Raw genomic sequence first — 12969 nt, 5'->3', positions numbered from 1 at the left:
AACGAATGCTGCGACTTGTACGGATGTCCGCTATGCGACTGGACAAGCCGTCAACGATTTGCAGCTTTTCGAGTACCTCTGCACTTAGGAAAACTCGCACAGCCCCAGAAAGCATCACCTGTCTTGCCGTTAGTCCGTTTAACCATCTCTTTGCCACACTTCGGGCATGCTGATTGATCCAAGTTGACAGCGTTTTTTTTGACTGGGGTCTGCTTCTTGGCTGCCGCCTTCGTTTCCAAATTTTTCAGGTGCTCATTGCGCATTGCCTTCGTGTTATCCAGAGCCTGATCGCGCAGTTTTTTCACGTAGGCGTTAACTTGCACATCAGTTAGTATCTGCTTCCTTTGAAGCGCGATAAGTCTGCCAAGGTCTTCCAAACCCCAAGCAACGCTATCCGGCATTGCCGTCTTTGGTTCGGCTGTCCCGGTAAACACAATAAGATTGTGTAGAGCTTCTTGATCGATCTGTAGAATTTCCTGCACGGCCTTTACGTGTGCATAGTTCTGTCGAAGTGGATTTTGAAATCTACGTTTGCTGCGCTTTTGCACCTGCGTCCATTTCTGTTGGTCGGCACCACCAAAAATCCAGCCAGACATATTCTTGGTTTCGATCACAAATATCCCATGGCGAGATAGCACAAGATGGTCAATCTGAGTTGTGCCACCGGCGATTGGCAAGATTATATCCGTCAAAACCCGATACTCTTGTTCGTTCAGAACAGATGTGAGCGCATTGTGAACCAGCCGTTCACCTCTGGCCCCCTTTCTTTCAGGCGTGTTGTAACTAGATTCGACCGCCCAGATTGCGGACTTTAGAAGGAACTTTAGCATTAGAACTCACGCCATTATTTTGTCACCGATTGCATCCACTATCATCTTGGATGGCGCCTCTGTCGATTGTTTCCAATGATTTAGTTCATGTTTTAGCAACTTGAGAAACTGCAACGTCCTTCTTAGTGAACATGCAAGGCGCATCTCCAATCGAAATTACTTTCAGTTCCATAGCAGCCCTTCGTGCGCACAGGATAAACGGCAGCTTCGTCCCGCTAAGCGGTCATTCCAAAATATTAGGCTGCGTTGTTGCTTAAGCATCAATCCTCCATCGCTTCCAGCTCATCAATGAAGCCTTCGATCATCGCCAGCCCCTTGTCCCAGAATTTCGGGTCCGAGGCGTCAAGGCCGAACGGGGCCAGAAGCTCTTTGTGATGTTTTGAACCGCCGGCTTTCAGCATCTCGAAATACTTGTCCTGAAAATCCGCGTCGCCTTCTTCGTAGACCGCATAAAGCGCGTTCACGAGCCCGTCACCGAAGGCATAGGCATAGACATAGAAGGGCGAATGGACGAAATGCGGGATGTAGGACCAGAAGGTTTCATACCCGTCCATGAATTCGAATGCCGGGCCAAGGCTTTCGCCCTGAACGCTCATCCAGATTGCGTTGATCTGGTCGGGGGTCAACTCGCCGCCCGCGCGGGCTTCGTGCAGTTTGCATTCGAAGTCATAAAAGGCGATCTGGCGCACGACGGTGTTGATCATGTCCTCGACCTTGCCCGCCAGCATGACCTTCTTTTCCGCCTTGGTCTTGGCTTCGCTCAATAGCTTGCGGAAGGTCAGCATTTCACCGAAGACAGAGGCTGTTTCAGCCAGCGTCAGCGGGGTGGATGACAGCATCTCGCCCTGATCAGCTGCCAGCACTTGGTGGACACCGTGGCCCAGTTCATGCGCCAGCGTCATCACGTCGCGGGGTTTGCCCAGATAGTTCAGCATCACGTAGGGGTGAACATTGGTGACCGTGGGGTGCGCAAACGCGCCCGGCGCCTTGCCTGGTTTTACGCCCGCATCAATCCAACCCTTCGAGAAGAAGGGCGCGGCGATTTCGGCCATGCGCGGATCAAAATCGGCATAGGCGTCCATGACGATTTTCTCGGCCGCAGGCCAGTCGACCAGCTTGTCATCTTCCATTGGCAGGGGCGCGTTGCGATCCCAGACCTGCATCACGTCCAGCCCCAGCCATTTGCGCTTTAGCTCGTAATAGCGGTGGCTCAGGCGCGGATAGGCGGCGACCACGGCGTTGCGCAGGGCCTCGACCACTTCGGGTTCGACGTGGTTGGACAAGTGCCGCCCGGTCTGCGGGCTGGGCATCTTGCGCCACGTATCCTCGATATCCTTTTCCTTGACCAAGGTGTTGTGAACGCGGGCGAAAATCTTGATGTTCTCGCCCAAGACACGCGCGATTTCGCGCGATGCGGCTTCACGGGTTTCGCGGTCCTGATCGGTCAGAAGGTTCGCCGTGGCTTCCAGCCCGCGTTCCTCGCCATTCACGGTAAACATCAGACCCGCGACGGTTTCGTCAAACAGCGTGTTCCAGGCCGACGCCCCGACCGAGGACTTGTCGTGCAAGAACCGCTCCAACTCGTCCGAGAGTTGATAGGGGCGCATGGCGCGCAGGCGGTCGAAGATGGGTTTGTAACGCGCAAGGGCCGCGTCTGCGGCAAACCAACCGTCCAGCACCGTGTCGTCGATCCGGTTCACTTCAAGCGAGAAAAACACCAGCGGCGCGGTGAACACGGTGATCTTTTCCTGACAGTTCTGGAAAAACTGCGCGCGGTCGGCATCGGTGGTCTGCTGGTAATAGCGCAGCCCTGCGAAGGACATGATACGCCCACCGATCAGGTCGATCTTTTCATACGCCTCGACACAGCCCAACATGCCCGCCGCGTCCAGATCGGCCAGTTTGCCTTCATAGGTGGCCGCAAAGTCCGCACAGGCTTTTTCCAGCCACGCCAGATCACGGTCCAGTTCTGGTGCATCCTGCGAGGTATAAAGGTCGCTCAGATCCCATTCGGGCAGCCCTTCAAGCGGGATATCACCGGTTTGTGCATTGGCATCGCGGACGGGGAAGGGAAGGGTGGTAAGCATCGGGCCTCCGGGTTGTTGTCTGGCTCAAGACATAGGACGGGGGCAGGGCAGTTGCAATCATTGCGCGGCCATGGCGCAGCCCAGATGTTTGGGCATGATGTCACGGGCGTAAAATAGCCGATTTTCCCCCCTTGGGGGTTTTGACCCGGCCTTGCGCGCCCTTTATAGGTAGGCAACAGTTTCCACGAGGGCGCGCGCGTGATCAGATTTATCCTTGGCATATTCGGTGCCGTCTTTACGGGCATCACCTTGGCCGTCTTTATGGGCGCGCTGGCGATTGGTGGCATTTTCTGGATGTATTCCAGGGACTTGCCAAGCCACGAGCAATTGGCCACCTATACGCCTGCGACCATCAGCCGGGTCTATTCCGGTGAAGGCCAGATGATGGATGAGTTCGCCCGCGAACGTCGACTGTTCACCCCAGCGGCAGAGATTCCCGACCTCGTGAAGCACGCCTTCATCTCGGCCGAGGATAAAAACTTCTACACCCATGCCGGGTTTGATCCGCGCGGCATTGCCGCCGCCGCCCTTGAAGCGGCGCGCGGGGGAAAGTTGCGGGGCGCCTCGACCATTCCGCAGCAGGTGGTGAAAAACTTCCTGCTCAGCTCGGAACGGTCGGCGGAACGCAAGATCAAAGAGCTGATCTTGTCAGTGCGGCTGGAAAGCACCTTGTCCAAAGAAGATATCCTTGCGCTGTATCTGAACGAGATCTTTCTGGGCCAGAACTCATATGGCGTGACCGCTGCCGCACAGACCTATTTCAACAAAACGCTTGATGACCTGCAGCCGCACGAAGCCGCAACACTGGCGGCGATGCCGCAGGCGCCGGGCAAATATCACCCGGTGCGCGCCAAGGACGTGGTGTTCCAACGCCGCAACTATGTTCTGCGCGAGATGTTTCAGAACGGCTATATCGACAAGGCGACCTATGAGGCCGAGATCGAACTGCCGTTGCGGTCCGTCCAGAACGGCGATTTCCCGGCGTTCCGCGACGCGCTGCCGCCGCGCGACTACTTCTCGGATGAAATTCGCCGTCAGTTGAGCCGCGATTTCGGGGAAGAGGAGTTTTTCACCGGTGGTCTGACCGTTCGCGCCACTGTGGATCCGGACCTGCAAGAGGTTGCAGCCCAAAGCCTTCGCATTGGGTTGGAGCAATATGACCGCGGGCGCGGCGTCTATCGCCCCTCTGGTGTGACCTTGCCGCAAGACGTTTTGGGCGACGAGGCCGCATGGCGCGCCGCTTTGGGCGACACGAAGTTTCCGCGCGACATCCTTGGCTGGCACCCGGCCGTGGTGTTGGAGGTCGGCGGCAATGACGCGCGCGTGGGCATCGAGGGCGTCGACGAAGATGACGACGGCCACTGGATCCCCGCCAAGGACGTGACCTGGGCGCGACGTCGCAATGAAGACGGCAGCCTTGGCCGCCGCGCACAGGTCGCCGGCGATCTTCTGAAGGTGGGCGAGGTCGTCCACGTGCGCCAAATGACCAGCGACGAGGACGGCAGCTTTATTCGCTGGACCCTGCGGCAGGTGCCGGAAGTGCAGGGCGGTTTCATGGCGATGGATGTGAACACCGGCCGTGTTCTGGCGATGCAGGGCGGGTTTAGCTATCAGCATTCGGTGTTCAACCGCGCCACGCAGGCCACGCGCCAGCCGGGATCAAGCTTCAAGCCCTTCGTCTATGCGGCTGCTCTGGACAGCGGGTTTTCCCCCGCCACCATCGTCATCGACGCGCCGATCGAGGTTATGGCCGGAGGCAAGATCTGGCGCCCCAAGAACTATTCGAACAAGTTTTATGGCCCGACACCTTTGCGCACCGGGATCGAGCAATCGCGCAACCTGATGACGGTGCGGCTGGCACAGGAAATCGGGATGGATACGGTCGCAGGCTATGCCGAACGGTTCGGAGTTTACGACCGCATGAACCCGTTCCTTGCGAACTCTCTGGGGGCCGAGGAAACGACGCTGTTTCGCATGGTTGCCGCCTATGCAATGTTTGCCAATGGGGGCGAGCGGGTCGAACCCACCTTGGTCGACCGGGTGCAGGACCGCTGGGGCGAGACCGTGTATCGCCACGACCGGCGCGATTGCGCGGATTGCGACGACCCGATGCTGGGGGCCGGCGAAGCGCCCACCATCGTGTCCAACCGCGAACGGGTGATGGACGCGATCACCGCCTATCAGCTGACCTCGATGATGCGGGGGGTCGTGGAACGCGGCACCGCGCGTCGGGCGGTCAATCTGCCTGTGCCCACAGCGGGCAAGACCGGCACCACCAACGATGAACGCGATGCCTGGTTCATTGGCTTCACGTCGAACATCGTAGCAGGCTGTTATATCGGCTATGATCGTCCGCGCACCATGCCCGGCGCCTCGGGTGGGGGGATGTGCGGGCCTGTGTTCCAACGCTTCATGACGGAAGCCGTCAAGGAATATGGCGGCGGGGAATTCAAAGTGCCGCCGGGGGGGCATTTCATTAAGATCGACCGCTTCTCAGGCGCCCGCCTGCCGGACAACGCCTCGGGCGATCATGTGGTTGCTGAATATTTCCGTGACGGCGAAGAGCCTCTGTTCGGGGTGATGTTTGACGGTGGGTTTGCCATGGGGGTGAACTTGCCGATGTTCAATCGTGGCGAAGGGGACGACGGGGCCAGCGAGGTTACGACATCGACCGGCAAAAGTGTGGTTGTGCCCGGTAAGGCCGATTTTGGTTCGCTGTCATCTGGCGGATTGTATTAAGGCGCACCAAAACGCCAGATTGTTGACACGCGAAACCCCTGCCGGGCAGGGGGATCGGCGCTTTGTTAACTATTCTTGTGCGGCCAACCGCATTTTGCCCATTGTATTTGTGGGGCCGGACCACTTATGTTCAAGGAAGGTGATCCGCGCCGACGCGCCCGGCCACCGAAAAGTTACGCTGCTTTATCGACCGACTGCAGGCCAAAGAGTCGCAGGCCGGGATGAATCAGACCGAGAGCGCCCCGGAACGCACCCAAAAGATGGGCTGGCTGCCGGAGCCGGAAATTGAAGACCAAGGATGGACCGGGCCGAAACGCCAGCCAGCTTTGTCGGATAATGCGCCCGATGCCCGGACTGGGATAGGGTAATGAATGGGTCAAGCACTGGCTTCCGATCACTCGGAACCCGCCACTTGACCGGAGAAGAAACGCGATGATGCGTGTGAGGATCGAGCAATCTAGAACGGTGGGGCGCATGCCCCTTGCCGCGTTGCCGCTTCCCCTGCATCGCTTCGCCCTGACAAGTCACCCGATGAACCGCGCGCTTCCACCAGGAAGGGCGCCGGATTTGGGTGCAGAAAGACATAATGGCAAAGAAGATGCTAATCGACGCCACCCACGCGGAAGAAACGCGCGTTGTGGTGGTGGATGGAAACAAGGTCGAGGAATTTGACTTTGAATCAGAAAACAAACGCCAGCTAGCTGGTAACATTTATCTGGCAAAGGTCACGCGGGTTGAACCCTCGTTGCAAGCGGCCTTTGTGGATTATGGCGGAAACCGGCATGGTTTCCTGGCCTTTTCGGAAATTCACCCGGACTATTATCAGATCCCCGTCGCAGATCGCGAGGCGCTGTTAGAAGAAGAACGCGCCTATGCCGAAGCGATGGCCGCTGAGGATGAAAAGCCCAAATCGCGCCGTCGCCGGTCACGTCCCCGGTCGCGCTCCAAGGCGGAAGAAGCAAGCACGGACGATGCGGTTGCAACCAAGGACGTCGAAGCCACAAGCTCGGCTTTGGACGTGATCGACCTTGATGAAGGTGCGAGCGACCCGCTTGAAGGGCAATCCCCGATGGAGCTGGTCCATGAAACGCCGGTCGAAGAACCGTCGGACGATGACACGACAGTCGCGCAGGGCAAAGCGGACAAGCAGTCCGTGGCCCAAGACAGTGACGCGGACAGCCAGACCGACGACAACGGCGACGATGACGACGATGACGACGACGAACCGCTGGACGCGTCTGAAAAGGACGACCAGATCGAAAGCGTCGCCGATGATGATGTGGCCGAAGAAATTCGCCCGCGCCGCAAGCCACGCGCCAAACGCTACAAGATCCAAGAAGTCGTCAAAGTGCGCCAGATCCTTCTGGTGCAGGTCGTTAAGGAAGAACGTGGCAACAAGGGCGCGGCCCTGACCACCTATCTGTCACTGGCAGGCCGGTATTGCGTCCTGATGCCGAACACAGCACGGGGCGGCGGGATCAGCCGCAAAATCACCAATGCCGCTGACCGCAAGAAACTGAAGGAAATCGCCACCGAGATCGACGTGCCCAAAGGGGCCGGGTTGATCGTGCGCACCGCAGGTGCCAAACGCACCAAGTCAGAGATCAAGCGCGACTATGAATACTTGCAGCGCCTGTGGGAGCAGATCCGGGAATTCACTTTGAACTCCACCGCGCCCGCCAAGATTTATGAAGAAGGCAACTTGATCAAACGCTCGATCCGCGATCTGTATTCGCGCGAGATTGACGAAGTTTTCGTGGAAGGCGAGGCCGGATACCGCATCGCCAAGGACTTCATGAAAATGATCATGCCGTCCCACGCCAAGAACGTGAAGCTTTACAACGAACCGATGCCGCTTTTCGCCCGCTATCAGGTCGAAAGCTACCTGTCGGCCATGTTCAACCCGACGGTTCAACTGCGTTCGGGCGGCTATATCGTGATTGGCGTCACCGAGGCACTGGTTGCCATCGACGTGAACTCCGGTCGGGCCACCAAAGAAGGCTCGATCGAAGAAACGGCGCTGAAGACCAACCTTGAAGCCGCCGAAGAAGTCGCCCGCCAACTGCGTCTGCGCGACCTTGCCGGTCTGATCGTGATCGACTTCATCGACATGGAAGAACGCCGCAACAACAACGCGGTTGAAAAGCGTCTGAAAGACAAGCTGAAAACGGACCGAGCGCGCATCCAAGTGGGTCGTATCTCGGGCTTCGGCTTGGCCGAGATGTCACGCCAGCGCCTGCGCCCCGGCATGATCGAGGCCACCACCCAACCGTGCAACCACTGTCACGGCACCGGCTTGATCCGTTCGGACGACAACCTTGCGCTGAATATCCTGCGCCAGCTGGAAGAAGAAGGTGTTCGCCGCCGGTCACGCGAGGTTCTGGTCAAGGCCCCGGTTGGCATCGTCAACTTCCTGATGAACAACAAGCGCGAACATATCGCGCAGATCGAAGCGCGCTATGGCATGGCGGTTCGGATCGAAGCCGATCCGTTCCTGATCTCGCCCGACTATTCGATCGAGAAGTTCAAGACCGCGACGCGTTCGGTGCCCGAGGCAACAGCCCCGGTCGTGTCGGTGAATGCGTCACTGATGGATGAGATCGACGAGGCCGAAGAGGTCGTCGAAGCCGAAGTTGTCTCTGACGAGAATGCAGACGACGAAAACAAGCCGAAAAAACGCCGCCGGCGTCGGCGTCGGCGCCGGTCTTCGTCGCGCAATGGTGACGATCGTCAAAACGGTCAGGATGACGACAGCCGCTCGGATGATGATGCCGGTGGAGAGCCTGCAGAAGCGGGCGACGTCAAGCAAGACAGTGGTGGCAAGGATGCAGCGGACGCGGGCGAAGATGCGCCGAAACCCAAGCGGTCGCGCACGCGGACATCGAAGAAGAAAGATGATGAAGCATCCGCGGATGCGGCAAAGTCTGATGTCACTGCCGACGTAGCGCCCGACGCAGACGGGGACGCGCCCGCCAAGCCCAAACGGGCCCCGCGCAAGCGCACACCGAAAGTCAAAGCTGACGAAAGCGCGCCGGCCGATGCGACGACCGAAAACGCAGAGAAGAAGCCTGCGCGCAAGTCTCGGGCAAAACCGGCCAAGGCGGCGGATGCAGTGGCTGACGAGGCAACCCCGGACAGCAAAGACGCTGTGGAGAAGCCCAAGAAGGTCACCCGCAAGCGGGCACCGACCAGCCGAAAGAAGAAGGCCGAGGACAGCACAGCCGACGCCACCGATGCCATCGCCGACAGCGCGCCAGCCGAGGGGAAAGCCAAAGCGAAGCCCGCGCCGGCGCCAGAACCAGCAATGGCCAGCGCCCCGGCGCCCACGGCCCAGCCTGAGCCGAAGGCCGACACTCCGGCCAAGCCCAAGCGCAAGGGGTGGTGGTCTTTGGGGAAGTAATGCCCTGAAGCGGAAACAAAGAGGCCGGGCATCGCGCCCGGCCTTTTTTGTTCAATATCGACGCGGCTTACCTGTTAGCCTTTGCGGATGAAATACAGCGTAACTGCTTCGTGCTCTTCCTGACCGACCAGAATGTGGCCTTGTTCCGCGCAGAAATGCGGCACGTCAATCACGGCGGCCGGATCTGTCGCTTGAAGACGCAAAACCTGACCAGAAGCCAGCGATTTCAGTCGCTTGCGCGCCTTCAGAACGGGCAGGGGGCAAAGCAGCCCCACTGCGTCAAGGTCGTCGTCGAACTCCATATCTTCCCATAAGGTTTTCGCTTGGCGCTGTCTATCCGGCCCGAGGCACTAATTTGTCGCGCAGTTGTGACAAACCGGCACGTGACGGCGGACAATTCCCGCGCTATGTGAAGGCATGTTTGGATTTGATCTCATTGATGCAAGCCTTCTGCCTGCGCTGTTTATCGCCTTTGCGGCGGGGATTCTGAGTTTTCTCAGCCCCTGTGTTCTTCCCATCGTTCCCCCCTATCTGGCGTATATGTCTGGCGTCAGCATGGGCGAAATGAGCGAAGGGAAAGGGGCTGCGCGCAAGGCGACCGTGGCCGCCTTGTTCTTCGTCATGGGTCTGTCCACGGTGTTCTTGTTTCTTGGGTTCGCAGCCTCGGCCTTTGGGGCGTTCTTTTTACAAAACCAAACTTTATTCGCGAGTTTTGCGGGCGTTTTGGTGATGGTGTTCGGCGCGCATTTTCTGGGCGTGATCTCTATCCCGTTTCTGAACCGCGAGGCCCGGATCGACGCGGGCGACCAAGGCGGTAGCGCGTTCGGTGCCTATCTGCTTGGCCTTGCCTTCGCCTTCGGTTGGACCCCCTGCATCGGCCCACAGCTTGGCGCCATCCTGTCACTGGCTGCCTCTGAGGGATCGGTGACGCGCGGCACGACGCTTCTGGCGGTCTATGCCGCCGGACTGGGCATCCCCTTCTTGCTGGTGGCCGCCTTTTTCCCGCGCATGACGGGCCTCATGGCGTTCATGAAGCGCCATATGGAGCGGATCGAGCGGATCATGGGGCTGCTGTTGTGGACCATTGGTCTGATGATGCTGACGGGCGGGTTTTCGCGCTTTTCCTATTGGCTGCTGGAAACTTTCCCAGCGCTGGCGGCTTTGGGCTGATCTTTCAGAAAAGGACTTATTTTTGCCGAGTTACCCGGCTAGTGTCTGGTCCGAAACAGCTAGGTCGGGCCAATGGAAGATGAAGCCGCCCCTCAGTCCTCTGCCACCCAACAGGTGCGCCGCCGCCGGGTTTTCTACATTCCAGGCTACGACCCCATTCATCCCCGCAGATACCGCGAACTTTACCGCAAGGAAGGTGCTGCACAGGCGGCCGTGTCAGGCTATGAGGTCAGCCTGATTGGGCGTCAGGGACCGGGAAGCTATGGCTGGCAGGTAACAGGTCGCATGGACGGGACCGAGACCGAAGCCGAGTTTGACGTTCTGGTCTGGTCTGACATCGTGCGCGACAGCATGCAGTTGAACATCGTGCAGACCTACCTTCTGATGATGCGCACGGCGTGGACCTATATTGCGTCTGGCACGCTTTGGCGGCTCATGCAGCTTCGAAAAGGCCCAGTGATCGCCGCGCTTTACCCGGTTGGCATGCTGATCTTGCAGTTGGTGTTGGCGCTGCTGCTTGGTCATGTGCTGGGTGGGGTCATCAGCTTTGCGGTCGGGCGTCTGGCGCTGTCGGGCGAAAGCACCGGGTTCGCGGTCCGCCAGATGGTGGCAGCGCTAAGCTATTGGGCTGTCTTCCTGACGACGCTGGTTGTGGTGCTGCGCTGGTTTCGCAAGGTCGATAACAAGCTCTATGTTTACTATCTGATGCATGACTATGCCTATTCGGCGCGCTCCAAGGGGGCAAACTCAGCAGCGCTCGAGGCGCGCATGGCGCTGTTTGTCGATCAAATCGCCGAGGCCTTGCGATCTGACGTGGACGAAGTGTTGGTCGTCGGACACAGTTCAGGCGCTCATATCGGTGTGTCGGTTTTGGCGGACTTGCTGCGCGAGGGGCAGGTGGCGCCTTCGGGGCCAACGTTGGGCTTTCTGACCCTTGGGCAGGTGGTGCCGATGGTCAGTTTTCTGCCGGACGCCCATCGGCTGCGCCGCGATCTGCACTATCTGAGTGGTCAGGCGGGAATTACATGGGTGGATATCACCGCCCCTGGCGATGGCTGTGCGTTTGCGTTGTGCGATCCGGTTTCGGTGACAGGTGTCGCGCCAGTCACGGGCAAGCGCTGGCCGCTGGTGGTGTCGGCCGCTTTCAAAAAAACGCTGAGCCCGGAACGCTGGAAGACGCTGCGCTGGCGCTTTTTTCGCCTTCATTTTCAATATCTTTGTGCGTTCGACCAACCCGGCGACTACGACTATTTCCGCATCACGGCCGGGCCGATGACATTGGGCCAGCGCTACCAAAACCGTCGCCCCTCGAACAGCCGGATCGAGGTGCCGATGTCAAAATACACGAGCACAGCCCCATGACCGACCTCCTGCCCCCCAAACCAAAAGCCCGCGAGGGGCGCGTGTCGCTGTGGCGATATGCGCGGCTTTTTCGTCGCGATATCCTGTCGGCGCAGCCCGCTCGGCTTTACCGCGCATGGATGGCCGAGTTTCGCACGCCGTTTTTCCGCAGCTATCTGTGCAACGACCCGACACTGGTTGATCTGGTCCTGAAGGAACGACCTGACGATTTTCCCAAATCCGATCGCATCCGCGAAGGGCTGGCACCGCTTTTGGGCAACTCGGTTTTTGTGACCAATGGCGCGATCTGGAAACGCCAACGCCGCATCATTGACCCAGCCTTTGAAGGGGGGCGCTTGAAAGAGGTTTTCCCTGCCATGTGGGATGCCGCGACCGCTGCGGTCGAGCGTTTGCGCCCGTTGGCAGATGGCTCGCCAACCGAGATCGAAGCGCAGACCAGCCATGCGGCGGCGGACGTCATCTTTCGCACGCTTTTCTCGATCCCGATCGAACACGAGGTGGCCGGACAGGTCTTTGACAAGTTCCGCGACCACCAGCGCGCGCAGCCGGTTCTTAACCTAGGGGCTGTTTTGCCGCTGCCGCACTGGTTTCCGCGGTTTCACAAACGGCAAACCAAACGCACAGCGCGCCAGATCCGCGGGTTGATCACGCAACTGACGGCTGAACGGACGGCGGATATCAATGCCGGTCGGGCGCCGGACGACCTGGCCACCAAGATCATGACCACGACAGATCCCGAAACCGGCGATCGTTTCGATATGGAAGAAATGGTCGACCAGGTGGCGATCTTTTTCCTGGCGGGGCACGAAACCAGTGCCTCGGCGCTGGCGTGGGCGTTGTATCTGTTGGCGCTTTACCCTGATTGGCAGGACCGCATCGCAGCAGAGGCGCAAGGTGCGATTGATCCCGAAAAGATCTATTTCTCGACCATGTCCAAGTTGCGCCTGTCGCGCGACGTGTTTCGCGAAGCCCTGCGTCTGTATCCACCGGTGCCAATGATGGTGCGCCAAGCTGCATGTCCTGAGCAGTTTCGCGGGCGCGATGTGCCAAAATCCAGCCAGATCGTCCTAAGTCCTTGGCATTTGCACCGTCACGAACGGCTTTGGGATCGCCCTGATGCTTTCGATCCTGCTCGGTTTCAAACCCAAAATGGCAAGGCCTGTTTGCGCAACGCCTTTCTGCCGTTTTCCGCCGGGCAGCGTGTCTGCCCGGGTGCCGGGTTTGCGATGGTCGAAGGGCCGCTGATCCTGTCGATGTTGGTGCGCGCCTTCCATTTCGATCTGGTCGATGATCGTCCAGCCGTTCCAGTTGCGCATTTGACGGTGCGCGGCAAGGACGGTATCTGGCTGCGGCTGACGCCGCGCGCCTGATCGTGGGGGCC

General features: G+C 59.0%; 8 protein-coding genes. 5 read left to right on the top strand and 3 right to left on the bottom strand.

What is annotated here, in order from left to right:
* Nucleotides 1–50: 50 nt before the first annotated feature.
* Both ACXYMP_RS07465 and ACXYMP_RS07460 read right to left on the bottom strand, forming a co-directional pair.
* Entirely contained in the window at nucleotides 51–830 is a 780-nt protein-coding gene (locus tag ACXYMP_RS07465; RefSeq protein WP_458905422.1) for an NERD domain-containing protein, read from the bottom strand.
* A gap of 260 nt (nucleotides 831–1090) precedes the next feature.
* On the bottom strand, nucleotides 1091–2917 hold the full coding sequence (locus ACXYMP_RS07460; RefSeq protein ID WP_458905420.1) for a M3 family oligoendopeptidase: 1827 nt from the start codon (nucleotides 2915–2917) through the stop codon (nucleotides 1091–1093).
* A 198-nt stretch (nucleotides 2918–3115) separates the two neighbouring features.
* Here ACXYMP_RS07460 and ACXYMP_RS07455 point away from each other — a divergent pair, with 198 nt between their 5' ends.
* Together ACXYMP_RS07455 and ACXYMP_RS07450 are read left to right on the top strand one after the other, a co-directional pair.
* Nucleotides 3116–5656: a penicillin-binding protein 1A gene (locus ACXYMP_RS07455; protein WP_298566051.1), complete on the top strand. Its 2541-nt coding sequence runs from the start codon at nucleotides 3116–3118 to the stop codon at nucleotides 5654–5656.
* A 586-nt stretch (nucleotides 5657–6242) separates the two neighbouring features.
* Nucleotides 6243–9056, top strand: coding sequence for an Rne/Rng family ribonuclease (locus tag ACXYMP_RS07450; RefSeq protein WP_458905417.1), 2814 nt, complete (start codon nucleotides 6243–6245; stop codon nucleotides 9054–9056).
* 74 nt (nucleotides 9057–9130) lie between these two features.
* Here ACXYMP_RS07450 and ACXYMP_RS07445 read toward each other — a convergent pair whose 3' ends face one another.
* Entirely contained in the window at nucleotides 9131–9358 is a 228-nt protein-coding gene (locus ACXYMP_RS07445; protein ID WP_298566053.1) for a sulfurtransferase TusA family protein, read from the bottom strand.
* A gap of 115 nt (nucleotides 9359–9473) precedes the next feature.
* Here ACXYMP_RS07445 and ACXYMP_RS07440 point away from each other — a divergent pair, with 115 nt between their 5' ends.
* The 3 genes from ACXYMP_RS07440 to ACXYMP_RS07430 all read left to right on the top strand — a co-directional run bounded on the left by ACXYMP_RS07440 (nucleotide 9474) and on the right by ACXYMP_RS07430 (nucleotide 12958).
* Nucleotides 9474–10226 carry a cytochrome c biogenesis CcdA family protein gene (locus ACXYMP_RS07440; protein WP_298566054.1) on the top strand — a complete coding sequence of 251 codons (753 nt, stop codon included), beginning with the start codon at nucleotides 9474–9476 and terminating at the stop codon, nucleotides 10224–10226.
* 72 nt (nucleotides 10227–10298) lie between these two features.
* Nucleotides 10299–11588, top strand: coding sequence for a hypothetical protein (locus tag ACXYMP_RS07435; protein WP_458905414.1), 1290 nt, complete (start codon nucleotides 10299–10301; stop codon nucleotides 11586–11588).
* Nucleotides 11585–12958, top strand: coding sequence for a cytochrome P450 (locus ACXYMP_RS07430; protein WP_298566056.1), 1374 nt, complete (start codon nucleotides 11585–11587; stop codon nucleotides 12956–12958). Before ACXYMP_RS07435 ends, ACXYMP_RS07430 begins: the two co-directional genes overlap by 4 nt.
* The last annotated feature ends 11 nt before the right edge of the window (nucleotides 12959–12969 follow it).

The sequence above is a fragment of the Aliiroseovarius sp. CAU 1755 genome, from assembly GCF_054482655.1.
The sequence above is the reverse complement of the archived record's forward strand: the minus strand, read 5'-3'. Positions and strand labels throughout refer to the sequence as shown.

Coding starts and splice junctions, on each gene's coding strand:
- ACXYMP_RS07465 (WP_458905422.1), bottom strand. CDS start 830: ATGCTAAAGTTCCTTCTAAAGTCCGCAATCTGGGCGGTCGAATCTAGT.
- ACXYMP_RS07460 (WP_458905420.1), bottom strand. CDS start 2,917: ATGCTTACCACCCTTCCCTTCCCCGTCCGCGATGCCAATGCACAAACC.
- ACXYMP_RS07450 (WP_458905417.1), top strand. CDS start 6,243: ATGGCAAAGAAGATGCTAATCGACGCCACCCACGCGGAAGAAACGCGC.
- ACXYMP_RS07445 (WP_298566053.1), bottom strand. CDS start 9,358: ATGGAGTTCGACGACGACCTTGACGCAGTGGGGCTGCTTTGCCCCCTG.
- ACXYMP_RS07440 (WP_298566054.1), top strand. CDS start 9,474: ATGTTTGGATTTGATCTCATTGATGCAAGCCTTCTGCCTGCGCTGTTT.
- ACXYMP_RS07435 (WP_458905414.1), top strand. CDS start 10,299: ATGGAAGATGAAGCCGCCCCTCAGTCCTCTGCCACCCAACAGGTGCGC.
- ACXYMP_RS07430 (WP_298566056.1), top strand. CDS start 11,585: ATGACCGACCTCCTGCCCCCCAAACCAAAAGCCCGCGAGGGGCGCGTG.